This window comes from Flavobacterium sp. AK-345, from assembly GCF_058310175.1.
In genome coordinates, this window is record NZ_JBZEER010000009.1 from 115,378 (window position 1) to 140,598 (window position 25,221).

General features: G+C 33.9%; 20 protein-coding genes. 15 read left to right on the forward strand and 5 right to left on the reverse strand.

Going from position 1 to position 25,221, the window contains the following annotated elements; translation table 11 throughout:
* Positions 1-41: 41 nt before the first annotated feature.
* The 3 genes from AC4FQ3_RS16425 to AC4FQ3_RS16435 form a co-directional block, all read right to left on the reverse strand.
* Positions 42-1,043, reverse strand: a complete 1,002-nt coding sequence (locus AC4FQ3_RS16425) for an arabinan endo-1,5-alpha-L-arabinosidase (RefSeq protein ID WP_491182549.1) — start codon at positions 1,041-1,043, stop codon at positions 42-44.
* Positions 1,044-1,113: 70 nt separating this feature from the next.
* Entirely contained in the window at positions 1,114-2,673 is a 1,560-nt protein-coding gene (locus AC4FQ3_RS16430; protein ID WP_491182550.1) for a RagB/SusD family nutrient uptake outer membrane protein, read from the reverse strand.
* A gap of 30 nt (positions 2,674-2,703) precedes the next feature.
* Positions 2,704-5,757: a SusC/RagA family TonB-linked outer membrane protein gene (locus tag AC4FQ3_RS16435; RefSeq protein WP_491182551.1), complete on the reverse strand. Its 3,054-nt coding sequence runs from the start codon at positions 5,755-5,757 to the stop codon at positions 2,704-2,706.
* A 571-nt stretch (positions 5,758-6,328) separates the two neighbouring features.
* Here AC4FQ3_RS16435 and AC4FQ3_RS16440 point away from each other — a divergent pair.
* Entirely contained in the window at positions 6,329-7,018 is a 690-nt protein-coding gene (locus AC4FQ3_RS16440) for an NUDIX hydrolase (RefSeq protein ID WP_042564814.1), read from the forward strand.
* A gap of 356 nt (positions 7,019-7,374) precedes the next feature.
* Here the strand turns inward: AC4FQ3_RS16440 and AC4FQ3_RS16445 are convergent, their stop codons facing one another.
* Entirely contained in the window at positions 7,375-8,373 is a 999-nt protein-coding gene (locus AC4FQ3_RS16445) for a GntR family transcriptional regulator (RefSeq protein ID WP_491182552.1), read from the reverse strand.
* A gap of 101 nt (positions 8,374-8,474) precedes the next feature.
* Between AC4FQ3_RS16445 and AC4FQ3_RS16450 the strand changes: the two genes are divergently transcribed.
* From AC4FQ3_RS16450 to AC4FQ3_RS16475, 6 genes are all read left to right on the forward strand, one after another.
* Entirely contained in the window at positions 8,475-9,530 is a 1,056-nt protein-coding gene (locus tag AC4FQ3_RS16450) for an aldose epimerase family protein (protein ID WP_491182553.1), read from the forward strand.
* Between the two features lie 34 nt (positions 9,531-9,564).
* Complete coding sequence (gene galK / locus AC4FQ3_RS16455; RefSeq protein WP_491182554.1) at positions 9,565-10,725, forward strand: galactokinase; 1,161 nt, start codon at positions 9,565-9,567, stop codon at positions 10,723-10,725.
* Between the two features lie 10 nt (positions 10,726-10,735).
* The gene (locus AC4FQ3_RS16460; RefSeq protein WP_073394512.1) at positions 10,736-11,809 is read left to right on the forward strand and encodes a UDP-glucose--hexose-1-phosphate uridylyltransferase; all 1,074 of its coding nucleotides are present in this window, start codon (positions 10,736-10,738) and stop codon (positions 11,807-11,809) included.
* 255 nt (positions 11,810-12,064) lie between these two features.
* A complete protein-coding gene (locus AC4FQ3_RS16465) occupies positions 12,065-13,750 on the forward strand; it encodes a sodium/sugar symporter (RefSeq protein WP_491182555.1) in 1,686 nt (561 codons plus the stop codon).
* 123 nt (positions 13,751-13,873) lie between these two features.
* The gene (locus tag AC4FQ3_RS16470; RefSeq protein ID WP_491182556.1) at positions 13,874-14,212 is read left to right on the forward strand and encodes an L-rhamnose mutarotase; all 339 of its coding nucleotides are present in this window, start codon (positions 13,874-13,876) and stop codon (positions 14,210-14,212) included.
* Between the two features lie 87 nt (positions 14,213-14,299).
* A complete protein-coding gene (locus AC4FQ3_RS16475) occupies positions 14,300-14,905 on the forward strand; it encodes a hypothetical protein (protein WP_491182557.1) in 606 nt (201 codons plus the stop codon).
* A gap of 20 nt (positions 14,906-14,925) precedes the next feature.
* Here AC4FQ3_RS16475 and AC4FQ3_RS16480 read toward each other — a convergent pair whose 3' ends face one another.
* Positions 14,926-16,188: an NAD(P)/FAD-dependent oxidoreductase gene (locus tag AC4FQ3_RS16480; RefSeq protein ID WP_073394509.1), complete on the reverse strand. Its 1,263-nt coding sequence runs from the start codon at positions 16,186-16,188 to the stop codon at positions 14,926-14,928.
* A gap of 101 nt (positions 16,189-16,289) precedes the next feature.
* Here AC4FQ3_RS16480 and flxA point away from each other — a divergent pair, with 101 nt between their 5' ends.
* The 8 genes from flxA (at position 16,290) to AC4FQ3_RS16520 (ending at position 25,218) form a co-directional block, all read left to right on the forward strand.
* Positions 16,290-17,810 carry a flexirubin biosynthesis tyrosine ammonia-lyase FlxA gene (gene flxA / locus AC4FQ3_RS16485; protein ID WP_491182558.1) on the forward strand — a complete coding sequence of 507 codons (1,521 nt, stop codon included), beginning with the start codon at positions 16,290-16,292 and terminating at the stop codon, positions 17,808-17,810.
* A gap of 35 nt (positions 17,811-17,845) precedes the next feature.
* Positions 17,846-19,078, forward strand: coding sequence for a WG repeat-containing protein (locus AC4FQ3_RS16490; protein ID WP_491182559.1), 1,233 nt, complete (start codon positions 17,846-17,848; stop codon positions 19,076-19,078).
* Positions 19,079-19,114: 36 nt separating this feature from the next.
* Positions 19,115-19,846, forward strand: coding sequence for a flexirubin biosynthesis SDR family reductase FlxB (gene flxB, locus AC4FQ3_RS16495; RefSeq protein ID WP_042564823.1), 732 nt, complete (start codon positions 19,115-19,117; stop codon positions 19,844-19,846).
* Between the two features lie 229 nt (positions 19,847-20,075).
* Positions 20,076-21,299, forward strand: coding sequence for a beta-ketoacyl-[acyl-carrier-protein] synthase family protein (locus AC4FQ3_RS16500; protein WP_073394505.1), 1,224 nt, complete (start codon positions 20,076-20,078; stop codon positions 21,297-21,299).
* Positions 21,300-21,303: 4 nt separating this feature from the next.
* Positions 21,304-21,558, forward strand: a complete 255-nt coding sequence (locus AC4FQ3_RS16505; protein WP_042564825.1) for an acyl carrier protein — start codon at positions 21,304-21,306, stop codon at positions 21,556-21,558.
* Positions 21,558-22,442 carry a lysophospholipid acyltransferase family protein gene (locus AC4FQ3_RS16510; protein ID WP_042564826.1) on the forward strand — a complete coding sequence of 295 codons (885 nt, stop codon included), beginning with the start codon at positions 21,558-21,560 and terminating at the stop codon, positions 22,440-22,442. Before AC4FQ3_RS16505 ends, AC4FQ3_RS16510 begins: the two co-directional genes overlap by 1 nt.
* Positions 22,443-22,627: 185 nt before the next feature.
* Positions 22,628-24,271, forward strand: coding sequence for a phytoene desaturase family protein (locus AC4FQ3_RS16515; RefSeq protein ID WP_491182560.1), 1,644 nt, complete (start codon positions 22,628-22,630; stop codon positions 24,269-24,271).
* Between the two features lie 44 nt (positions 24,272-24,315).
* Positions 24,316-25,218: an NADPH-dependent FMN reductase family protein gene (locus AC4FQ3_RS16520; protein ID WP_491182561.1), complete on the forward strand. Its 903-nt coding sequence runs from the start codon at positions 24,316-24,318 to the stop codon at positions 25,216-25,218.
* The last annotated feature ends 3 nt before the right edge of the window (positions 25,219-25,221 follow it).

The window sequence follows — 25,221 nt, forward strand, 5'->3', positions numbered from 1 at the left end:
TAAAGAGGAAAGTTTGTGAATCTTTCCTCTGATATTAAAATTTAATACGAAAGTGCCGGCCATCCTGATGACCATGTAAAATAGACAATCTCAAGTTTTGGATTTCCGTTATCGGCTCCATCATAATAATGAACAGCTCCTTTTTGTGTTCCTGTAATTCTGGATAAATGTCCCGGACCAATATAATTTCCTTGTGTTGCCAAAACTGTTGTTCCGCCACCGTTTTTTAAATTGACTCCGTTTTTATCTGTAAAAGGTCCAAACGGACTTGTTGAACGACCTACAACAATATAATAAGTGCTGTTTACGCCATTACAGCAAGACCCTCGATTGACGAACATATAGTAATAACTTCCTTCTTTAATTAAACAAGGAGCTTCCCACGAAGCACTATTTCCACCTGCTACAATGGTTCTTGTTCCTGTTGGTTTACCTGTTGAAACGTTAATTTGTACTACGCCAATACCTGCGTGCCAGGAACCGTAAGCCATATAAACATTACTGCCATCGACTAAAATTGAAGGATCGATCGCATTTACATCTGAAGCTGATGACGAAGCAATAACAACGCCTCTGTCTGTCCATTTTGTTCCTGCACTTTGTGAAATTGACGGAGCCGTTACCAACCCAATTGCTGAAGTTGCAGACCCAAAAGTAGAACAGGAATAATACATATTCCATCTGTTATTAAACCACGCCAAATCTGGCGCCCAAAATGTTTTGGTAAAACCCGGAACATATCCTGTTATCCAGCTTGGCGTTGAAGTAAACACTGAGGTTCCCCATGTCCAGTTGGTTAAATTTGTCGAATATGTCATTGGGATATTATCTCCTGTGGTGAAAACATAATAATTAACACCGCTTTTTATAATCGTACTCGGGTCATGTGACGGGACGTTTCCGCTGACTGTTTTTGCTGTTATATTTTTAACCTCTGAATTTTGAGTTGCAGCACTTGTTTCTTCTGTTGGATAAACAATGTCTTCATTTTGACAACTTCCTAATAATATTGCGAATAAAACCAAACCTGTTATTGTTTTCATTGTGATATAATTTAAGTTAATGGTTAAATTTAGTTTTCAGTCTCAGTTTGCACGGTCCTGAAAACTGTTTTTAATAACTGTCGTTCTGAATTATTCCCGGATTGTTATCTTTTTCCAATTGTGGAATTGGGAAATATTCTCTTCCTGGCAGATAAGAATTAAATTCTGCATCTCTTGATTTCAGCCATTCTAATTTTGTGGCATCCTGAAGCCATCCCCAACGGCGAATATCATCAAAACGATGTCCTTCAAGAGGAAATTCCAAAAATCTTTCATGACCAATCTGATCTCTCATTTGATCCTGTGTCATTCCCGGTTTTACAGTAGCCAAATCCGGCAAACCCACTCTGTTTCGTACCATTTGAATATATCCGTAGGCTCCGGGAGTGTCACCTGTTTCGTTTAAACATTCTGCATACATTAAAAGAATATCGGCATAACGCAATAATCGCTCGTTGATACCGGAACGCCAATCGTATTCGTCTGCAAATTCTCCATCTGAATTTTGGTATTTTCTACAGAATAAATCATTTAAATCGGCCGGACTTGAAGCATAAAATACCGCAAAATCTTTACCGTATAATTTGGTTCCCGGTTTGTTATAAAATATCGTAGCATCCAAACGCGGATCGATTGTATTTGCCGTTGTTTTTTCTTCCTGATATTCGTTAAAAAGTGCCCATGTTGGCTGTACATCTGTCCACCCAAAAGCTCTTGGTGCATACGTTATGGCTCTTGCCGAAGTTTTTCCCCAACCAGAAGCCGGAGCACCGCCCCAACCTAGTTCGACACCACCGGCATCTCTGCTAAATTGCACTTCAAAAAGAGATTCTGAATTATTTTCGTTGGCAGTAGTAAAATTATCACGGTAGTTTGAAACCAGTGAATAAATTCCAAGATCTATAACTTGTTTGAATGTTGTTCTGGCATTCGTAAAATCTTTGGTAAACAAATAAGCTTTTCCTAAATATCCTAAAGCGGCACCTTTTGTAGCACGTCCTTTTTGGCCTGCATCAAGACCTGAAACACCATCATATGAAGTTGGTAATAATTCGGCAGCCGTTTTAAAGTCAGAAATTACCTGAGCCCAGCCTTCTGCCTGTGTTTTTTGTGGATAATAAACAGCTAATTCTGTTGGTAAAGGAACATTTTTGAACAAGTTTACGGCATGAAACAAGTACAATCCTCTTAAAAAATAGGCTTGTCCTAATATTCTGTTTTTTAATGCTCCGTCTGTAAATGCAATATTCGGCACATTTGTTAAAACCTGATTGGCACGATAAATTCCCTGATAATAGGTTTCAAAAGCCCAGCCGTAAATTGCGGCATCAGCAACATTTGAATTGAAATGTCCCACATTATACATCGATGCCCACGGACTATTTGTACGGGCATCATCTGCTTTTGCATCTAATAAAAGCGGTGTACTGCGCATGTAAGTTCCGTCTGTTAGTAAACTTCCGTAAGCGGCGTTTACTCCTTCCAGCGCATCCTGATCTGTTTTCCAAAATGAATCTACTGCATCATTAGTTGGATCAAGCTGTACTAAATCTTCATTTTCAACACAGCCGGTTGTAAGCATAGCAAGTGAAAAGAAAACAGCTATATAATTATATATATTATATTTCATTGTAATACGTTTTAAATTGGTTAAATCAGTTTAGAAACTTACCTCTACTCCTAAAGAAATTGTTCTTGGATTTGGAAAAGATCCTCCATCATATCCTCTTGACAGTAATCCTTCGCTATTAAAATCAGGATCATAACCTTTATATTTTGAAATGGTCAGCAAGTTTTGACCGTTGATATAAACTTTGGCTTTTTGAATAAATTTATCATTCAAAGGAATGTTGAATCCAATTTCCATCGTTTGTAACCTTACATAATCACCGCTTTCTATAAATCTGTTTGACTCTCTGGCATTTCCATTTGGGTCGCCAATTACAGGAGCGGGAATATTGGTATTGGTATTGGTAGGTGTCCAATAATTTAATTCATCTACATGATGATTCGTGTATTGTCCTATCATTAAATTGCGGTACATGGCATTAAAAACCTTGTTTCCGCCACTTCCCTGCCAGAACATCGAGAAATCAAAATTTGAATACGAAGCGCTAAAATTTAAACCAAAACCATATTTAGGAATTGATACTCCCTGAAATGTTCTGTCGGCATCAGTAATAATTCCATCATTATTTACATCTCTAAATTTGATATCTCCCGGTGCTGCTCCGGTTTGGGTTGGAGAAGAGGTAACTTCGGCCGCATTTTGAAAAATTCCAATCGCTTCCCAGGCAAAAAGTTCTCCCACAGATCTTCCTACTTCTGTTTTAGAATATGTTCCGTAAAGCGGGTTTCCATTAACTCCAATTTTGGTGACTTCATTTTTCAATGTTCCGAAATTGGCCGATATATCATATTTAAATTTATGGTGATGATTACTGTATGATGCTGTAAACTCCAAACCATGATTTTGCATATCTCCTGCATTGGTAAAAATATCTGCCGGAAAAGCTCCTGTAGAAAAAGGCAAAGGCACTCTAACTAAAATATCAGTAACTTTTTTTGTAAAATACTCTGCAGTAAATTGTAAGTCGTTATCAAGAAAACCTAACTCCAATGCAACGTTGGCGCTGCTTGTTTTTTCCCATTTTACATTCGGGTCAAGTGCTGCAACTACGGTTGTTCCCGGAGCAAGCTCATTATTAAAATCATAACCTGCAAAACTGTTTACTGTTGAAGCAAAAAAGTATTGCGGAATTGTATTGTTACCCAATGTTCCATAACCTCCTCTAAGTTTGATGTTACTGATCCAGTCTGGTAATTTTAAAAACTTTTCGTTGCTAATTTTCCATCCTCCTGAAAAGGAATAGAAATTTGCCGAATTATTTTTTTCGCTAAAAAGCGATGTTTTATCCTGTCTGAAATTTGCCTGAAGCAAATACCTGTCGTCATAAGAATAATTTAATCTGCTGATATAGGATATTCCGGTAATTGTAAATTTAGTTTCTCCCGCGTCTCTCGAATCCGCATATTGAAGCATACTAATTTCACCTGGTTCGTATCCTACACCTTTTGACCAATGGTTGTAATTATCTCTTCTTTCCTGAATCCATCCTGCCAAAGCTTCGATTTTGTGCTTGCCAAGCGAAACTTCATACGTTAATATATTGTTCATGAAAGTTCTCAACTCATTTCCATTGGCAACATCTAAAGAAGCTTCATCATTTGTTGTAATATAATACCATCCTAAATCGCTTGGCGGAATAAATTTTCTGTTTTCCCAATCGGTTCTGTCGTAACTAACATCTAGTTTGTATTTAAGTCCTTTTACAATTTCGACTTCACCCCAGATATCACCAATAAAGCGATTTCTTTTTCCGGTATTTTCAATCAGATTATTATACCCAATTGGGTTCATCGAAATTGCTCTTTGTGTCAGGTTATCTGTACCTCCATAACCACCCAGCCTGTTAGAATCATATACAGGCATTGTTGGTATAGCGCCTAATAAATCACTAATAGCTGTTTGACCAACATTATATTCGTTAAATATTTCTTTATCAGATTGAGTGTAAGCGATTTTTGCCCCGTATTTGAATTTTCCTTTTTTACCGTTTAGATTTAAATTGGTAGACAGTCTTTCATAATCTTGTGGCGTTTTGAAGTAACTGGTGTTTTTAAAATAATCAACATTAAAACTGTACATGATACTTTCTGCTCCTCCGCCAAATGTAAGAGTCTGATTTTGTACAACTCCGGTTTGTAAACCTTCTTTTTGCCAATCGGTATCGACATTTGAAATATAAGAAGGACTTGCCGGATTATTTCCCGGAGCAATACTTACCGCAACTCCGGCTCTAAGATCTCTGTTTCTTTCTGCTTCGTTAGTAATCGTTTGATATCCTACACGATCTGTTACATCCCATTTTTTAGCCACATCCTGAAGCCCGACAATAGATTTAAATTTGATATCCATTCTGCCGGATTTTCCTTTTTTTGTGGTAATAATTACAACTCCGTTTGCTCCACGAACACCGTAAATAGCTGCCGAAGAAGCATCTTTTAAAACTTGCATCGATTCTATTTCTCCCGGCGCAAAATCGTATGGAGCATCAACCATAATTCCGTCAATAACAAAAAGCGGATTATTATTGGTGAATGAAGTTATACCTCTAATTTTTACATTGACAAAACCACCCGGTTCTCCTGATGATTGTACTGTAACTCCCGGTACCTGGCCCTGAAGCATTTTTGCAGCATCATAAGTTACCGTTTTTTTAGCCGATTCCAGGTTGACAACACTTACAGATCCTGTAAGATCTGATTTCTTTTGTGTTCCATACCCAATAACTACGACTTCGTTTAATTTGTTAGTATCTTCTGTAAGCGCCGCATCAATTTTTGACTGACCGCCTACCGCTATCTCTTTGTTTTGAAATCCTATAAATGAAAAAACTAAAACATCATTTGGAGATGCCTTAATTATATATTCTCCATCAAATCCAGTTACGGCAACTGTTTTTGTTCCTTTTATCATAATGTTCACGCCCGGCAAAGGCAAATTGTCTTGTGCCGAAGTAACAATTCCTTTAATTTCTTTGCCTTGAGCAGACAATTGATTAGCAGAAAATAGCAGCATTAATACTGCTAAAAGCCATTCTTTTTTTGGCAATAAATAATTGCAATACAACAATAATTTGTGGTTTGACATACTGGTTAATTTTAAGGTTGGTTAGTGTGGTTATTATAAGTGTTAATCTTACATTTGTAAATTTAAATAAAAAAAAGAGTGAAAAACAAATTAATATCATAAAAAAAAGAGTGAAAAAAAATATATCTCATAATTTAAGTGTGAAATAAACATTTAAAAAATTAACATTATTTTTAAAAAAGAAACGTTTTTTGAATGTTAATTGTGTAAAATATACACTTTTTACTAAAAAGCGCTTTTTTAATCAAAAAAACGGCAGTAAAAAAAGATTTATGAATGCGCTGTTTTTTAAGTATTTAAAATGAAAAAAATATTATTTTTGTAAATAAAAACTTATTTTAAGTGTGTTGGTTTTTTCATTTTAATTGAGTTTTTTTCAAAAAAGCGTCCTGTAACTATCCTGTTTTTGTCCTAAAAGAACCATAAAAAGGAAATTTGAATGCTCTTTTTTGCTAAAAGTCAGTTTTTTAACTCTATTTTTGACTCATTGATTATGTAAGTGTAAAATCTACATTAATAAAATTATGAAACCTATGAGGAAGTTTATATATTTACCAATAAATTATAGAATATGCTAAACAGTTATAGCTCTGCAGATAAGGTTTTATTAGCAGTAGATTGTATCATTTTTGGATTTGATCATCAGGGATTGAAAATTCTTCTTATCCAAAGGGACTTTGAACCTGAAAAGGGAAAATGGTCCTTAATTGGTGGTTTTTTAAAACGCGATGAAGTATTGGATAACGCTGCCATCAGAATTTTGAATACTTATACAGGGTTGAATGATATATATATGGAGCAGCTGTATGCCTATAGTGAAATCGATCGTGACCCGGTTGAAAGAACTATTTCAGTTTCTTATTATGCATTGATTAATATTGAAAATCACAATACTGAGCTTATTAAAAATTACCATGCAGAATGGTTTCCTATTGCTGAAGCACCAAATTTAATTTTCGACCACAATGAAATGGTAAAAAATGCCATTAGAAGATTACGTTACAGAACTTCGATTAAACCAATTGGATTTGAATTGCTGCCTGAAAAATTCACGATGCGACAATTACTGGAATTATATGAAGCCATTTTGAGTAAGGAATTAGATAAACGAAACTTCATCAGCAAAATCAATTCTCTGGAAATCCTGAATAAACTAGACGAAAAAGATATGCAGTCTTCCCGAAAAGGATCTTATCTCTACACTTTCAACAAAGAAAAATACGAGGAGAAGCTATTGAACGATTTTGTTCTGAACTTATAAAAAAGTGAAAAAAATACCTTAAAAAAACAAACCCTGAAAGCTACAATCTTTCAGGGTTTTTTCCTTCAATAAAACTACTAATTAAAAAACTAACAAATTATTTTTCTTTTTAATCCACATTAACAAAAAATAAGTGTAGAATTTACATTTACAAATGTATATAAAATAATTCTATTAAAACAATAAATTGTTTTTTAATTAAAAGCTTGCTGATTTATTAAACAAAACTTGTTTGTACTGTGAAATAAAACATGAATTTCACTAATTATCACGAATTTTTGTTTGTGTAATTAATTTCACAAGCAAAGCCAGCGATTGGAATTTGTGTAAATTAGTGAAATTCGTGTTATTAAAAATCATAATGAGTTTCGCATAATCAACGAAGATTTATTTTCTATTTGTTCTCTTTTTCCTTTTAAAACCATTTCTGCCAAAATTTTTCCCATGGCTTCAAAATGAGTTGAAATCGTGGTAATTCCGTTTGCTACAATTTTTTTAAGCGGTGTTTCATTATAGGAAATAATTCCAAAATCATTTCCCAATTTCAGGTTTTGATCCCTGGCATTTTCGATTACGCGAACCAAATCTCTGTCATTCGGAATAATGTAAAGATCCCCAATCGTAATTTCTCTGTTTGTAAATTCGGTTATTATTTCAGATTCAAAATCATATTCGACACAAAAATCCTCAAAGCCAATTTTCATTCCCAATGGTTCTCTAAATCCCGGAAAAATCAAAATCAATTTTTTGTATTTATTCAATCTTGACTTTCCTTTTACCAAACCTTCAAAAATATCTTTTTGATGATTTTGATAAATAGCAGGATATATTTTTAAATCAGGATTGGTTTGATCGAGTATAATTACGTCACCTACTGGTAGGGTTTTTATCGAATAAGCTATATCGATTAAGTTGGTGGGCATGATAATGTATTTGGTGTAATTTCCGTTGCTGTCGTTTATAAGCTTTTGAAAAACGGGAACATTAAAATGATGAAAGAAAATATCGACCTGAACATTTTTTCCGATGTTCTTTAAAAACGAATTATAGATATCTTCCTTGAAGCTGTTTAACTCATCAAAAAGTAGAAAAATCTTCTGTTTGATAGTGATTTCAACGCTTTTAACGTAATAACCTTTTCCGGGAATGGCATAAATGATACCTCTTTTTTTGAGTTCATCATAACCTAACAAAACTGTATCACGAGATAAATTAAAAGCCAGACAAACTTTATTTACCGATGGCAGGCGGTCGCCTTTTACCAACTTTTCTTCTTCGATTGCTTTTTCAATTGAAAGAATAATCTGTTTATATTTTGGAAGGCCGAGATTATTTTGAATAGAAATTATATTCATAAAAAAAGAATTTTTGTGCAATATACTAAAAACTGGTAGGTACTGGTATGTAAAATTTTAAAATGTTTCTATTTTTGGATTTCATTTTTAATAATTTTTTGATGGAATTAAAACACATATCGCATTTAATCGATATATCTTCAGCTAAATTGTTTGGTTTAATGCCTGACGGAGAGAAGATTTATTCTTTTGAATTATCAAATGAAAACGGAATGAAAGTACAAATCATTAATTATGGTGCAACCGTTACTTCATTACAAATTCCTCTTGAAAACGGAAAACTCGCAGATGTTGTTTTGGGCTTTGATAATCTGGAGGCTTATCTTGAATCTTATAATTTGCCGAGCGCACCCTATTTTGGTACCACAGTTGGGCGTTATGCGGGAAGAATCAATAAAGGAAATTTTACTTTAAATGATACGTCTTTTCAATTGGCCGGAAATAACAACGGCAATACTTTGCACGGTGGAAATGAAGGTTTTGGAAAAAAAGTATGGTCTTTTACTAATTTAACACATGGTAAAAATCCATCTATAACGCTGCGTTTGTTAAGTGAAAATTTAGACGAAAATTTTCCCGGAGAATTACAAGTCGGCTTAACTTATACATTAACCGAAGAAAACGAATTACAATTAGAATATAAGGCAATAACTACAGAAGATACGATTATAAACCTGACACATCATAGTTATTTTAACCTCAACGGTCATGATTCTTCAGTTCTGGATCAGGAAATGTTTGTCAATTCTGATAAAATTTTAGAGACAAAACCTGATAATATTCCTTCTGGAAAATTCACTGCTCTTCCTGGTCATGCTTTTGATTTCAGATCTGCAAAAAAATGTCCGGCCGTTATTGATAATTCATTTGTAATTGAATCTAAAAATGAAATTGCTGCGACATTATTCAGTACAAAAAACAATTTTAAAATGAATGTGTTTACAGATCAGCCAAGTGTGCATGTGTATGTAGGCGGAAATTGTTTTGATACTTTGAAAGGAAAAGAAAACGCTGATTATCATCCGTCAAGCGGAATTTGTTTTGAAACGCAAAATTTTCCGGATGCGCCAAATCATGAACATTTTCCGAGTTCGGTTTTGAAAAAAGGAGAACAATACCATCAAAAAACAGTTTATCAGTTTCAGAAAATAAGCTAGAAATCATAAAAAAATAATATTTATTTATTACCCAATGAATGACATTTTAATACAAAACACAACCACATTTTTTGAGAAAACGTTTGGATCTGCTCCTCAAAAAATTGTACTTTCTCCAGGCAGAATTAATATTATCGGAGAACACGTAGATTATAATGACGGTTATGTTTTACCTGCCGCTATTGACAAAATAATTTGTTTTGCATTCGAAAAAAGCAATTCTTCAAAATCAAAAGTAATTGCGATTGATTTAAATGAAGAATTCGAAATTGATTTAACTCAGGAAATTCAATTAACCGATGTAGTCTGGACCAATTATATTCGCGGTGTTATTAAACAATTGCAGGATAATGGCTTTTCATTTGAAGGTTTTAATTGTGTTTTTAGCAGCAATATTCCGGTGGGTTCAGGATTATCCTCTTCTGCGGCTTTAGAATGCGGAATGCTTTTCGGCATCAAAGAACTTTACAATCTTACTATTAATAAGGTTGATATTGCTTTGATGGGACAAAAAGCAGAACATTGGGTGGGAATCAATTGCGGAATTATGGACCAGTTTTCGAGCGTACACGGTCTTGAAAATAAGGTTATAAAATTAGATTGCAATACACTTGAATTTGAATATCACGATGCCAATTTCAAAGATTATTCTTTGGTTTTATTTGACAGTAATGTAAAACATTCGCTTTTTACGTCAGAATATAATACAAGAAGAATTGAATGTGAAGAAGGTTTATCCATCATAAAAAATAATTTTCCTGAAGTAAAAAGTTTCAGGGATTGTACAGAAGAGCAGGTTTTGAGCATTCGCGACAAAATGAATGAAACTGTTTTTAAAAGAGTTCATTTTGTGGTTAAAGAAATTAAGCGTGTTACCAAAGCCTGCGAAGCGCTGGACAACGGAAATATAGAACTTTTAGGACAATTGCTTTTTGAAACGCATTATGGTCTATCTCAGGAATATACAGTAAGCTGTGAAGAGCTGGATATGCTTGTAGATACTGCAAAAGCAGACGATAACGTGATTGGTTCGAGGTTAATGGGAGGTGGTTTTGGTGGCTGTACTATAAATTTAATAAAAAAAGGTCACGAAAATGAGGTAAAAAATAAGTTTGCAAATCTTTATTTAGATATATTTGGTATCGAACTAAAATTTTACGATGTAAAAATCGCAAACGGAACAACACTACTTTAATACCACAACAATGAAAAATTTTGACATTAACGAAGACCCGCACAGACGTTACAACCCTTTAATTAATGAATGGGTTTTAGTTTCACCTCATCGCGCAAAACGTCCGTGGCAAGGACAAAATGAAACAGTAGCAACAGAAGCATTGCCAAAATACGATTCAACCTGTTATTTATGCCCCGGAAATGTTCGTGCAAACGGGGTGAGCAATCCCGACTACAAAGACAGTTTTGTATTTGAAAATGATTTTGCCGCAATGAAACAGGATGAAATTATTTTTGAAGAAGATATTAAACACACCTTTTTTAAAGCACAGCCTGAGCGCGGAATTTCGAGAGTGGTTTGTTTTTCACCAAGACACGACCTTACGTTGCCGGAAATGAGTATTAATGAAATTGAAAACATCATTAAAACATGGCAAAAAGAATACACAGATTTAGGAAATATCAAATACATTAATCACGTTCAGATTTTTGAAAATAAAGGAAGCGTTATGGGTTGCAGTAACCCGCATCCGCATGGACAAATTTGGGCGCAGTCATCATTGCCAACTCAGGTTGAAAAAACACATAACAGTTTAAAAGCATATTACGATAAAAATCAGAAAACATTACTCTCCGATTACCTTCAGGCCGAATTAAGATCCGGCGAAAGAATTGTTATTGAAAATGATCATTTTGTGGCTTTGGTTCCGTTTTGGGCAATCTGGCCATATGAAACAATGATTATCAGCAAAAGATCTTTTGGCAAAATCACTGATCTTACAGAAGAGGAAACTCTTGCTTATGCTACAATTCTAAAAGAATTAACGACAAAATACGATAATCTATTCAACACTTCTTTTCCATATTCATCAGGAATCCATCAGGCACCAACCGATGGTTTTGAGCATCCTGAATGGCATTTTCACATGCATTTTTATCCGCCTTTGCTACGATCTGCAAGTGTAAAAAAATTCATGGTTGGTTACGAAATGTTAGGCGAATCGCAACGAGATATTACTCCCGAAAAAAGTGCCGAAATTTTAAGAGAACTATCGACTGTACATTATAAAAACAAAGAAAAAAGCCGCTTTGAAGAAGCATAAGTAAATAAAACAAATAAATTTAACACAATTATGTTCTGTATAAATGTAAAAAACACATTTGTTTTTGGCAGATATCTGGATTTTTATTTTACTTTTGGCTTTCGTTCTTTTTTTCATAAAAAAACAAGAGAATAAAAACACATATCATATTTAAAATTGAATTAAACAATAAAAAAACCAGTTTTAGAAATTAAACTTTTTAAAACAAATTAAACAAACAATCACCCTATACTAATTTTTAAAAGACTACTAACAATGAACCAGAACCTTGCTTTCGCAGATTATGCGGTATTTATTATCTACTTTATCGTAGTATCGGTCTACGGTTATACAATTTACCATAAACGTAAAAAAGACGAACAAGATGCTAAAGCTTATTTTTTGGCTGAAGGAAATTTAACCTGGTGGGCTATTGGTGCATCTTTAATCGCCTCAAATATTTCGGCAGAACAATTCATCGGGATGAGTGGTGAAGGTTTCTTTTTAGGAATTGCCGTTGCTGCATACGAGTGGCTTGCTGCTGTTGCCTTAATTATTGTTGCCGTTTGGTTTATTCCTGTATATCTTAAAAATAAGATTTACACTATGCCTCAATTTTTAAAAACACGTTATAACGAATCGACTGCATTGATTATGGCCGTTTTCTGGTTGTTTTTGTATGTTTTTGTAAATTTAACTTCAATATTATATTTAGGAGCTGTTGCTATTAATGGTCTTGCCGGAGGAGAATATCTTCATGTTATTATGGTTGGATTGGCTTTATTTGCATTGCTTATTTCTCTTGGAGGAATGAAAGTTGTGGCTTATACTGACGTTATTCAGGTTGCTGTTTTAATCATCGGAGGTTTGGTAACTTCTTATATCGCACTTACAACTGTTGGACAATATTTTGGCGTAGGCGAAAATGCAATTGCAGGTTTTAAAGTTTTAATGAGAGAAGCTCCTGAGCATTTCAAAATGATAATTCCAAAACCAACTGCAACGTCATCTCAACTTGAAATAGACAAATATTTAACTTTCCCGGGGTTAATGTCATATGTTGCAGGTATCTGGATCATCAACTTAAACTATTGGGGATGTAACCAATACATTACGCAAAGAGCTCTTGGTGCCGATTTACAAACTGCACGTACAGGTATCTTATTTGCAGGTATGCTAAAATTATTAATGCCATTAATCGTAATGTTGCCTGGTATTGCTGCTTTCGTTTTATACCAAAACGGACATTTACCTCAATTGGTTGGAGGAAAAGACGGCGCTTATTCTGCTGTATTAACGTTCTTGCCAACAGGTTTAAAAGGACTTTCTGTTGCGGCTTTAACTGCTGCAATTGTGGCTTCATTGGCTGGAAAAGTAAACAGTATCTCTACAATTTATACATTAGATATTCATAAAAAATATATTCAAAAAGAAGCTGGCGAAAAACAACAGGTAAATATTGGTAGAATTGCCGTTTTTGCTGCAATGCTTTTAGCAGTATTATTTACATGGAATGATATTTTAGGAATTGGCGGAGTTGGTGGATTCACTTATATCCAAAAATACACCGGATTTATTAGCCCTGGAGTTTTTGCTATGTTTTTCCTTGGTATGTTCTGGAAAAGAACAACCGGAACTGCTGCAATTGTGGGTGTAATTTTAGGATTTGTTTTATCAGTATTATTCAACGAATATGCTCCAATGTTATTTGGAAACGATACATTATTATATACAGCTTATCCTAACGGAAAAGGAGCTTTCGAAATTCCGTTCCATATCTGTATGGGATTATCATTCTTCTTTACCATGTTGGCGATGATTTTGATTAGTTTCGCTGGGCCAAAAGTAAATCCTAAAGCGTTTGAAATTGACTCTGAAATGTTTAAAGTAAAACCACAAACTACAGTTTTAATCGTAATTACATTATTGATTATTGTGGCTTTGTATGTTAAATTCTGGTAGTATAATTTTTTACTATATTATTTTTTGAAGTATAAAAAGACTGTCTATAAACGACAGTCTTTTTTTTGTAAATTACTCGTTCAGATATCTTATTTGAATAATCTAACTTTTCTACTATATATTATGACCACACAAAAATTCTGTTTAGCCTTAGATTTAAAAGATGATTCTAATTTAATTGCCGAATATAAAACCCTACACCAAAACATTTGGCCGGAAATAGCAGAAAGCATCAAAAGCACTGGAATATCTGTTCTGGATATTTATTGTACAGGAAACAGACTCTTTATGATTATTGAAGCCGGCGCTGATTTTTCATTCGAAAAAAAATCAAAATCAGATGCTGCAAACCCAAAAGTTCAGGAATGGGAAAACTTAATGTGGAAATTTCAGCAAGCTTTACCGTGGGCAAAACCAGGTGAGAAATGGGTTTTGATGGAAAAAATATTTGAGTTGAAATAATTCTATTTTACGTACAATTAATGGTTTATAAAATAGTTTATTATCAAAAAACGTTTACATTTGGTCCTTAACTTTTTAACCAATTTTATGAAAAAACTAGTATTATCTTTATTGTTTATTTCGGGCGCTGCGTTTGCTCAGGATATGAATATTGCAAAAGGAAATTTCGATTTTTTGAAAGACCAAAAAGAAATCAACGTAGAATTTGATTATAGTCATTTTACTATGATGAAAGAAAAAAAATCTGAAGCTCAATATGTAGAAGAAAGAACTGCAGAATTAAATACAAAAATAAAAGGAAACGGAGATGCCTGGAAAAAGAGATGGGCCTCTTCACCGGAATTAATCTGGAGTCCAAAATTTTTAGAATTAGCCAATGTGGTTTTAGCTAAAAAGAAAAAAGATCTAAATTTTCAGGAAGGTTTAAATACACCATATACATTAATTGTTGAAACAGTATGGCTTTATCCGGGTTGGGATGCAGGAATTATGAAACAGCCGGCAAAAGTAACCACTAATTTAAAGTTTGTTGAAACTGCAAATAAATCAAATGTTTTGCTGGAAATTACAAGCGAGGAAGCTCCCGGAGATCAATGGGGAAATAATTACAGCAATGAATCAAGACTTGGAGAAGGATATGCTAAAACAGCAAAATCACTTTCACAAATGATTCTGAAAAAAGCTTACAAATAAAATTTAATAAACAAAAAACCCTAGTTTGCACTAGGGTTTTCGTTTTGTTCTTTTTGCATATTCAGTAAATAAGCCATATTCTGGATCACGTGATCGTGTTTCTTTACAAACGGATTTTCTTCGTTCCAGACATAACCTGCGAGAACCGAACATATTTTCTCTTTTACTTCAGGGTTTTCCGGTTGATGGAAGAATAAAGTCTGAAGATTTCCGGTGTACCATTCTTTCACGTAAGTGGTAAAAACAGCAATTCCGCGTTTCATATATTCAGTAAACTCAACTTCCCAATCCACTTCAATTCCTTGCGATTCTTTGATGTATAATTTTGCTGCCAGCATTCCTGATTCAGTCGCAAACGCAACCCCAGATGAAAACACAGGATCTAAAAATTCAGAACTATTTCCTGTTAAGGCAAAACCATCACCATACATTCTTTTTACGGCTCTTGAATAATTCTCCAGTTTTACCGGTTCAAACAAAAACTCTGTTCCTTTAAATCTTTTAATATAATAATCCGATTTTTGAATTGCATTTCTTAAAGCTTCAGCATTATCTTTATTTTCTGAAAGCGAATTGATAAAATCTGTTGGTCCAACAACTCCTAAACTTGTATTTCCGTTAGAGAAAGGAATTACCCATAACCAAACTTCGGTTTCCAGAATATCAAATGAAATCTGAGTTCCTTCCTCGCCTTCCGGTCTGTTGATGTCTTTTACGTGTGTAAATATCGAAGAATGCGGATCTAATTTTGATGGCGTATCGAGATCTAAAAGTCTTGGCAATACACGTCCGTATCCACTGGAATCGATAATAAATTTAGCGTGAATTTCCTTTAAATTTCCGTCCTTATCTTTTACAATTGTTTTCGAATTTTTTCCTTCAAAAGAAACTTCCAGAACTTCTGTTTCAAATTCCAAATCTATTCCTTTTCTAATAACTTCCTGAGCCATTGTGTTGTCAAAATCAGCTCTTGGCACCTGCCATGTCCAATCCCAGCCTTCTCCAAACTTCTGGCTAAAATCAAAAACACAAATTTCTTCTCCTCTGATAAAACGAGCTCCGAGTTTTTTTTCAAAATTCATTGCATCCAGGCATTCAAAAAGTTCTGCTTCCTCAAAATGATCCATTACTCTGGGAATTAGGCTTTCGCCAACAACCAGTCTTGGGAATTTTGTTTTTTCTACAACTTTTATCTTAATATTGTTTTTGTGTAGATAAGATGCCGAAACACATCCGGACGGTCCTGCACCTATTACTAAAACATCTACAAACTCCTTTATCATATTAAAAATGTTATCAATTATTAAACTACATTTGCCATCATCAAAATAACTACAATTATTTTGATAAATAAAATTAAATTAGCACAACCAAAAACAATTTAATGAATACAATTAATGAATATTTAAGTTTAGCAGAATTCGAGTCCATAATATTTGGAAATAACAAAGTTGTTGTGAGCGACGTTGTATTGAATCGAGTAAATGAAAGCTTTAATTTCCTGAAAGAATTTTCAGGAAACAAAGTTATTTATGGAGTGAATACTGGTTTTGGCCCAATGGCTCAATATCGAATTAAAGAATCAGATCAGATTCAGTTACAATATAATTTAATCAGAAGCCACTCTTCAGGAACAGGAAAACCGTTAAGCTCGGTTTGTGCAAAAGCAGCAATTTTGGCGCGATTAAACACCTTATCATTAGGTAATTCAGGAGTTCACCCTTCTGTAATTCACTTAATGGCTGAGTTAATTAACAGAGATATTACTCCGTTAATTTTTGAACACGGTGGTGTTGGAGCAAGTGGAGATTTAGTACAACTATCCCATTTGGCTTTAGTTTTAATTGGAGAAGGCGAAGTTTTTTATAAAGGAGACAGAAGACCAACTTCAGAAGTTTTTGAAATTGAAGGTTTAAAACCTATTCAGGTAGAAATCAGAGAAGGTCTTGCGTTAATTAACGGAACTTCTGTAATGACCGGAATTGGAGTTGTAAATGTGCATCATGCTAATAAATTATTAGACTGGTCATTAAAAGCTTCTTGTGCCATTAACGAATTAGTTCAGGCTTATGACGATCACTTTTCTGAAGAATTAAACCAAACTAAACGTCATAAAGGACAACAGGAAGTGGCTGCAAAAATGAGAGCTAACCTTTCTGACAGTACTTTAATCCGTAAAAGAGAAGACCATTTATATTCTGGAGAAAATACCGAAGAAATCTTCAAGGAAAAAGTACAGGAATATTATTCATTGCGTTGTGTGCCTCAAATTTTAGGTCCCGTTTTGGAGACTATTAATAATGTAGCTTCTATTTTAGAAGACGAATTTAACTCGGCAAATGACAACCCGATTATCGACGTAAAAAACAAACACGTTTATCACGGAGGTAATTTCCACGGCGATTATATTTCGCTTGAAATGGATAAATTAAAAATTGTTATTACCAAATTAACGATGTTGGCAGAACGTCAGTTGAATTATTTGCTGAATTCAAAAATCAACGAAATCCTTCCTCCTTTTGTTAATTTAGGAACATTAGGATTTAATTTCGGAATGCAGGGAGTTCAGTTTGTTGCAACCTCAACAACTGCCGAAAGCCAAATGTTATCAAACCCAATGTACGTTCATAGTATCCCGAACAACAATGACAATCAGGATATTGTAAGTATGGGTACCAACTCGGCAGTAATTACATCAAAAGTAATTGAGAATTCTTTTGAAGTTTTGGCTATCGAATTAATTACAATTGTTCAGGCGATTGATTATTTACAGCAAAAAGATAAAATTTCATCAGTTACCAAAAAATGGTATGACGATGTGCGAAAAATAATTCCTGTATTTAAGGAAGATCAGGTAATGTATCCGTTTGTTCAGCAGGTAAAAGATTATCTTATCAATAGTTAAGCGTTACTTTTTTATTAATATTGAATTTTAAAACCATGAAAAAACCACTTATTTTTTTGTTGCTATTCGTTATTCAATTTGTTAATAGTCAGGAATTGGCATTAGTTAAAAAGAATTCAAAAATTGGATATATTTCTAAAGATGGATCTTTTAAAATAGAACCTCAATACAAGTCTGCAAAAAGCTTTTCTGATGGTTTAGCTGCTGTCGAAAATGGTGGAAAATGGGGATTTATTGATACCAAAGGAAGCTGGGTAATTCCTGCATCTTTTGAAAATGCCAAAGATTTTAACAGCGGAGTTGCTATTGTACAAAAAGAGAAGGAATGGGTTTATATCAATACAAAAGGAGAAATTCTTAAAGCGCCTGCTTCCGAAAAATTATTTGATTTTAATAATGGTGTTGCCTTTATAAAACAAGCCAATAAAATTGGATTAATCAATTCAAAAATGACCGTTGTTTTAGAACCAAAATACGATCAGATAAAACCTTTTGAAAATGGTTTTGCCAGAGTTGAAAACAATAAAAAATGGGGAATCATTAATGCTTCAGGTAAGGAACTAATAGAACCTTCGTATGACGAAATAGGAAACTATTTTAAAAATACAACCTGGGCAAGAAAAGATAAAACGTTTGGAATTGTAAGTGCCGGAAATTTTATTGCTGTTGATGGTGCCGAAAAAATCTGGGACTTTGAAACACAAGATCTGACTTATGCCAAAAAGAACGGTAAAATTGGATTCATTGACCTTAAAGGAAATTGGGTAATTACTCCTATTTATGATAAAGCAAAAGCGTTCTCGAAAAATTTAGCTCCGGTTTGTGTGGGATCTAAATGGGGATATATAAACCCAAAAGCAGAATTTGTTATTCCGCCAACTTATAGTGATGCAGAAGTTTTCAGTTCAAACGGACTGGCTCCTATAAAAGAAAAAAATTGGGGTTTTATCAATGAAACAGGAAAATTAGTTATTCCAACGCAATATGGTATTACTTCAAACGGATTCGTCATTGCTCTATTTGTACAACAAGACAAAGGATTTATTGATGGTCTTGCCAGAGTAAAAAACGAAGGAAAATGGGGATTTCTTAAACCTGATGGAACTGTAGTAGGTAATCAATGGTTTGAAAACGCTGAATTATTTTCTAAAACAGCAGAAAAAAATACCCCAAATGAAGTCGTTACTGAAAAAGCGAAACCAGAGACAAAAGCGGAAACAAAACCAGCAAAATCAGGATCAAAACCAGCAACTAAAAAGAAAAAATAACACACTTGTGTTCTATAAAAAATAAAATTTACATCAATGAAATGTGTATTAGTAACGGGTGGTTCAAGAGGAATTGGAAGTGCTATTTGCAAAAAATTAGCGGTTGAATCCAACTATCATATTCTGATTAATTATCATTCTAACAAAACTGCTGCAGAAGAAACTTTGCAGGAAATTCAAAAATTAGGCGCAACCGGAGAAATCTTAGGTTTTGATGTTTCTAATTTTGAACAGGTACAAGCAACTTTAACGCAATGGCAGGAAGCGAATCCTGAAGCCATCGTTGAAGCAATTGTAAACAATGCCGGAATTACAAAAGATGGTCTTTTTATGTGGATGACTCCCGAAGACTGGAACGGCGTTGTAAACACAAGTCTTAACGGATTTTTTAATGTTACGCAGTTTTTTATTCAAAAAATGCTGCGCAATAAATATGGACGAATTGTAAATATGGTTTCTGTTTCGGGAGTAAAAGGAACTGCAGGTCAAACCAATTATTCGGCAGCAAAAGGGGCTATTGTTGCAGCTACAAAAGCACTTGCCCAGGAAGTTGCAAAACGTAACATTACTGTTAATGCAGTTGCGCCGGGTTTTATACGAACTGACATGACGAGCCAATTAGACGAAAAAGAATTACTAAAACTAATTCCCGTAAATCGTTTTGGCGAAGCCGAAGAAGTCGCAGATTTGGTAAGCTTTTTGATTTCAAAAAAATCAAGCTATATTACCGGAGAAATTATTAACATCAACGGAGGAATATATTCTTAGAAATATTATATTTCTCCCATGTTTACCAAGTTATTTTAAGTTTTTTCCTTTAACACCGAAAATTGCTCGCAAAGACGCTAAGTCGCAAAGTTTTATTAAAAAACTTAAATAAAGAAAACCCTTAGCGTCTTTGCGAGATTAAAAAAATTAAAGAATAGATTAAAAAAAACTTTGGTGACTTTGTTTAAAAAATATACTTAAGGATTAAAAAATTACTTATAAAAAGACCATGAATAAGAGAGTTGTAATTACCGGAATGGGAATTTATTCCTGTATAGGTACTTCTTTAGATGAAGTAAAGGAGTCTTTATATAACGGAAAATCTGGTATTCAGTTTGATTCTGAAAGAAAAGAATTTGGTTTTCAATCAGCCTTAACGGGTATGGTGCCTAAAACCGATTTAAAATCTTTATTGACCAGAAGACAACGTATGAGTATTGGTGAAGAAACCGAATATGCGTACATGGCTACCATCGAAGCATTAAAAAATGCCAATATTGATGATGCTTTTTTTGACGATCGCGAAGTAGGTATTATGTACGGAAATGATAGTGTCTCAAAAGCTATTATCGATGCTACAGATATTGTTCGTGAGAAAAAAGATACAGCCCTAATTGGTTCTGGTGCAATTTTTAAATCGATGAATTCTACAGTAACGATGAATTTGTCTACGATTTTCAAACTTCGTGGCATTAATCTTACCATTAGTGCAGCTTGTGCAAGTGGTTCCCATTCTATTGGACTGGCTTATTTTTTAATAAAAAGCGGTTTTCAGGATATTATTATTTGTGGAGGCGCACAGGAAATCAACAAATATGCCATGTGCAGTTTTGATGGTTTAGGTGTTTTTTCTGCAAGAGAAGGTGAACCCCAAAAAGCGTCAAGGCCTTTTGATGCTGATCGCGACGGATTAATCCCGAGTGGTGGTGGTGCAACTTTAATATTAGAAAGCTACGAGTCGGCAATTGCACGTGGCGCAACAATTATTGCAGAAGTTGCGGGCTACGGTTTCTCATCAAACGGTGGTCATATTTCGACCCCAAATGTTGAAGGCCCTGCAACCGCTATGCAAAGAGCGCTTGATGATGCACAATTAAAAGCTGCCGATATCGATTATATCAATGCGCATGCGACTTCAACCCCTGTTGGAGACAGCAATGAAGCAAAAGCTATTTTTGAAGTTTTTGGCGAAAGCAATCCTTATGTAAGCTCAACAAAATCAATGACCGGTCACGAATGCTGGATGGCCGGAGCAAGCGAAATTATCTATTCGACATTGATGATGCAGCACGATTTTATAGCTCCCAATATCAATTTGGAAAACACAGACGAAGACTCAGCTAAATTAAATTTAGTTAAAACTACGTTAAATAGAAAAATTGATATATTTTTGTCGAATTCCTTCGGATTTGGAGGAACCAATTCTGCACTGGTAGTTAAAAAGTTTAAATGAAGCGATGAATAAAGAAGAAATAATAAAAAAAATTAATGGTTTTTTGGTTGATGAATTTGAAGTAGACAATGATGACATTGAACCAGACGCAAATTTAAAAGATACACTAGGGTTAGATAGTTTAGACTATGTTGATTTAGTTGTTTCTATTGAAGCGACCTTTGGTGTAAAATTAGTTGAAGCTGATTTTGTTGGAATTTCCTCTTTTCAAACTTTCTACGACCTTATAGAAAACAAACTAAAAGCTAAAGCTGTTTAATGAGTCAATGGGATGGCAAATCAAAAGGAACAGTTTTAGGCTATAAAATATTCGTTTTTTTAATACAAAAAGCGGGTGTCAAGTCCGCTTATGTATTACTTTATTTTGTTGCTTCTTATTACTTTTTGTTCTTAAAGAAAAGCAACAGGGCAATTTCTTATTATTTTAAAGAAAGGCTGCAATATTCCAATTTCAAATCTAAAAAAATGGTTTTCAAAAGTTATTACACTTTTGGGCAAACCATTATTGATAAAATTTCTATTTCGGCAGGAATGCGAAATAAATTTACCTACGAATTTGACGGAATCGAAATTTTAAAAAACCTTTTAGCAGAAAAAAAAGGCGGCGTTTTGATTAGCGCGCACATTGGAAATTTTGAAATCGCCGAACATTTTTTAGGTGATATCGACATCGATTTTCAAATTAATCTGGTTACTACAGATTTAGAACATTCTGCTATTAAGAATTATCTGGAAAGCGTTACTCAAAAACCTACCGTAAAATTCATCATTATCAGAGAAGATTTATCCCATATTTTTGAGATCAATGCTGCTTTGGCCAATAATGAACTGGTTTGTTTTACTGGCGATCGTTATTTTGAAGGAACAAAATCGCTGTCAGAAAAAATATTAGGCGAAGAAGCTAATTTCCCGGCAGGTCCGTTTTTAATTGCATCGCGCTTAAAAGTTCCGGTTGTTTTTGTTTATGTAATGAAAGAGCCCAACTTACACTATCATTTATATGCCCGCGAAGCGGTTGTAAAACATCGTGACGAAAAAGCCCTTTTAAAATCATATATTGAAAGTGTAGAATCTATGCTTCAAAAATATCCGTTGCAATGGTTCAATTATTTTGATTTCTGGAATCAGTTAAAGTCAAAGTAAACAATTGCTATTTAACCGCAAAGTTCGCAAAGTTTTTTACATATCGGATTTTATAAAAACACAAAGTTCGCAAAGCTTTGTATTGATTTAGCTTAGCGGTAATTACGCCAAACAATTTTTAATTTTTAATTCTCAATTTTTAATTAAAAAGTCATTCTTTCATCCTTAAACGCTTAAAACAGAATATGCAGGAATTTGACACAATTATCATCGGTTCAGGAGTTGGAGGATTAGCAACTGCAATATGTCTGGCAAGAGCAGGACAAAAAGTTTTAGTACTCGAACAGCATTACGTTCCTGGTGGCTGGAGTCATAGTTTTACATTAAATGGTCAGCGTTTTAGTCCGGGTGTTCACTATGTAGGATTGATGGAAGAAGGTCAATCTACCAATGAATTATATCGCGGTTTAGGAATTGCCAACGACATGGTTTTTTTTCGAATGAACAAAAATGCCTATGAACATTGTTTAATTGGAGATGAAATTTTTGACTTACCGGCAGGAATCGACAATCTTAAAAAAACACTTTCTTCCCATTTTCCACACGAAGAAAAAAACATAAACGAATATCTTACCGTTGTTCAAAAAGTAGCGTATGAACTGCAGTTAATTCCGAAATTAAAAGGTTTCTGGCAAAATATTACAGTTCCTTTCCGAACTAAACATTTTGGAAAATTTGCTTTATTTCCCCTAAAAAAAGTAATTGGCTGGCATGTCAAAGATGCGAAGTTAAAATCTGTTCTCAATATTCAATGTGGCGATCACGGACTTCCCCCAAACAGAGCGTGTTTTCCTGTTCATTGTTCTGTTATGAACCATTATTTTGATGGCGGTTTTTATCCAATGGGCGGCGGTGGCGGAATCGTTAAAGCCATGACAAACGGAATAAAAAGACATAACGGAGAAGTAAGGGTAAAACAAAATGTCAGGAAAATTTTAATCGAAAATAAAAAAGCATTTGGCGTTGAGCTTGAAAATGGCGAGAGAATTTTAGCCAAAAATATTGTCTCAAATGCTGATCCCAGCATCACTTACCTAAATTTAATTGACAAGGAACATTTAAGTAAATCACTGATTAAGAAATTAGAGAAAACAAAATATTCTGTTACGTCTTTAATTTTATTTTTAACATTAGATATAGATGTTACTCAATTTCAAATAGATTCCGGAAATATCTGGATGATGAAAGACGAACATGACGATGAGAATTTTGAAAATTTAATGAGCAATAATATTGACGAGGGAGATTCATTTCCTGCCGTTTTTATAAGTTGTACAACGCTTAAAGATCCTGCCAGTTTTAACGGAAGATATCATAATTTCGAAATCGTTACTTATGTCAATTACGATCATTTGAAAGATTTTAATGGTTTACAAGACTATCATAACAAAGAATATAAAATCTTCAAGGAAAAAATCACTAATAAATTAATGAATAATGTCGAGAAGATAATTCCGAATGCAAAACAGCATATTATTCAGGCAGAATTAGGAACTCCAAAAACAAATGAATTTTACATTAATTCGACAAAAGGAAATGTTTACGGAACCGAAAAAACCTTAAATCAGGTTGGTCCTTTTGCTTATAAAAACAAAACCGAAATAGAGCATTTATTTCTTTGCGGTTCGTGTACTTTATCTCACGGCGTTGCAGGCGCTTCATACTCTGGCGTTGCAGCTGCAGCAGCCATTTTAGAATGCACTTCAGACGAATTATTAATTGAAGATGAAAACCAAAAAATCAGAATTTATGATGCCGAAGATCCTGCTTCATGGCCGGATTGGGTTCATACAAAACGAAGCGATAAAATCAGGAAATTTGTCTCATAAAATTAATTACTTTTGCAACTAAACCAAAAAGCCACCAATCTAAAATGAAAAATGTTCTTGTTGTTTATTACTCCCAATCTGGACAACTGAAAGAAATTGCACGAAATATTGCAAAACCCTTCTTAAATTCAGAAGATATAAAAGTAACGTTTCACGAAATTCAACTAGAAAAACCCTTCCCTTTTCCATGGGACAAGGATTCTTTTTTTGATGCTTTTCCAGAATCTTTTCTTCAAATTCCACGAGAACTAAAACCAATATCAGAAGAAATTCTAAATACAAAATTTGACCTGATACTTTTTCATTATCAGGTTTGGTATTTGTCACCATCTATTCCAATAAACTCATTTCTAAAAAGTGCCGATGGAAAAAAGATATTAAACGATACGCCGGTTATTACCATTAGCGGTTCTCGTAATATGTGGATTATGGCACAGGAAAAAATTAAAGTTTTACTAAAGGAAGCCAACGCACAATTAGTAGGAAATGTAGCTTTGGTTGACAGAGTTGGAAACCTGATTAGTGTTATTACTATTGTCGAATGGATGTTCTCGGGAGTAAAGAAAAAATATCTGGGAATTTTCCCACTACCGGGAGTTTCAGAAAAAGACATACAGGAATCGGAAAAATTTGGAAAAGTAATGCTTTCTGAGTTTCAACAAGACAATCTTAAGAATTTACAGCCAAAATTAACAGGAATAGGTGCGGTAAAAATTAGCTCGTATCTTGTAACTGTTGACAAAACAGCGAATAAAATTTTTAATAAATGGTCAAATCTGATTTATAAAAATAAAAATAACAGAAAACTGCTTCTTAAAGTATTTAATGTTTATTTATTCCTCGCGATATGGTTAATCTCACCAATAGTGTATATATTGCACCTTATTACATACCCCATTAAGTTAAAAACCATAAAAAAAGAAACTCAATATTATAAAGGAGTTTAGAAG

Bases quoted from the DNA above. Each gene is read 5' to 3' on its own strand.
- AC4FQ3_RS16425 (WP_491182549.1), bottom strand. From the start codon at position 1,043: ATGAAAACAATAACAGGTTTGGTTTTATTCGCAATATTATTAGGAAGT.
- AC4FQ3_RS16430 (WP_491182550.1), bottom strand. From the start codon at position 2,673: ATGAAATATAATATATATAATTATATAGCTGTTTTCTTTTCACTTGCT.
- AC4FQ3_RS16435 (WP_491182551.1), bottom strand. From the start codon at position 5,757: ATGTCAAACCACAAATTATTGTTGTATTGCAATTATTTATTGCCAAAA.
- AC4FQ3_RS16440 (WP_042564814.1), top strand. From the start codon at position 6,329: ATGCTAAACAGTTATAGCTCTGCAGATAAGGTTTTATTAGCAGTAGAT.
- AC4FQ3_RS16445 (WP_491182552.1), bottom strand. From the start codon at position 8,373: ATGAATATAATTTCTATTCAAAATAATCTCGGCCTTCCAAAATATAAA.
- AC4FQ3_RS16450 (WP_491182553.1), top strand. From the start codon at position 8,475: ATGGAATTAAAACACATATCGCATTTAATCGATATATCTTCAGCTAAA.
- galK (WP_491182554.1), top strand. From the start codon at position 9,565: ATGAATGACATTTTAATACAAAACACAACCACATTTTTTGAGAAAACG.
- AC4FQ3_RS16460 (WP_073394512.1), top strand. From the start codon at position 10,736: ATGAAAAATTTTGACATTAACGAAGACCCGCACAGACGTTACAACCCT.
- AC4FQ3_RS16465 (WP_491182555.1), top strand. From the start codon at position 12,065: ATGAACCAGAACCTTGCTTTCGCAGATTATGCGGTATTTATTATCTAC.
- AC4FQ3_RS16470 (WP_491182556.1), top strand. From the start codon at position 13,874: ATGACCACACAAAAATTCTGTTTAGCCTTAGATTTAAAAGATGATTCT.
- AC4FQ3_RS16475 (WP_491182557.1), top strand. From the start codon at position 14,300: ATGAAAAAACTAGTATTATCTTTATTGTTTATTTCGGGCGCTGCGTTT.
- AC4FQ3_RS16480 (WP_073394509.1), bottom strand. From the start codon at position 16,188: ATGATAAAGGAGTTTGTAGATGTTTTAGTAATAGGTGCAGGACCGTCC.
- flxA (WP_491182558.1), top strand. From the start codon at position 16,290: ATGAATACAATTAATGAATATTTAAGTTTAGCAGAATTCGAGTCCATA.
- AC4FQ3_RS16490 (WP_491182559.1), top strand. From the start codon at position 17,846: ATGAAAAAACCACTTATTTTTTTGTTGCTATTCGTTATTCAATTTGTT.
- flxB (WP_042564823.1), top strand. From the start codon at position 19,115: ATGAAATGTGTATTAGTAACGGGTGGTTCAAGAGGAATTGGAAGTGCT.
- AC4FQ3_RS16500 (WP_073394505.1), top strand. From the start codon at position 20,076: ATGAATAAGAGAGTTGTAATTACCGGAATGGGAATTTATTCCTGTATA.
- AC4FQ3_RS16505 (WP_042564825.1), top strand. From the start codon at position 21,304: ATGAATAAAGAAGAAATAATAAAAAAAATTAATGGTTTTTTGGTTGAT.
- AC4FQ3_RS16510 (WP_042564826.1), top strand. From the start codon at position 21,558: ATGAGTCAATGGGATGGCAAATCAAAAGGAACAGTTTTAGGCTATAAA.
- AC4FQ3_RS16515 (WP_491182560.1), top strand. From the start codon at position 22,628: ATGCAGGAATTTGACACAATTATCATCGGTTCAGGAGTTGGAGGATTA.
- AC4FQ3_RS16520 (WP_491182561.1), top strand. From the start codon at position 24,316: ATGAAAAATGTTCTTGTTGTTTATTACTCCCAATCTGGACAACTGAAA.